1 protein-coding gene is annotated in these 216 nt (G+C 49.1%); it reads right to left on the bottom strand.

The window, feature by feature from the left end:
* A partial coding sequence (locus tag AABK37_RS42285; RefSeq protein WP_432557317.1) for a tetratricopeptide repeat protein occupies positions 1-216 on the bottom strand: 216 nt, incomplete at both ends.

A 216-nucleotide genomic window follows, 5' to 3' on the forward strand; every position in this document is an offset into this window, starting at 1 on the left:
GCCATTGCGATCGCCTATCTCCCTAGATATTTCCAAAGACTGCTGCAAGAACTCAATCGCCCGTTGGTACTGTCCCAGGGAGTTGTAAGCATTGCCCAAATTGTTTAAGGAAGTACCTTCGCCATTGCGATCGCCTATCTCCCTAGATATTTCCAAAGACTGCTGCAAGAACTCAATCGCCCGTTGGTACTGTCCCAGGGAGTTGTAAGCATTGCC

Source organism: Tolypothrix sp. VBCCA 56010, from assembly GCF_050875635.1.
Classification (GTDB): domain Bacteria; phylum Cyanobacteriota; class Cyanobacteriia; order Cyanobacteriales; family Nostocaceae; genus Hassallia.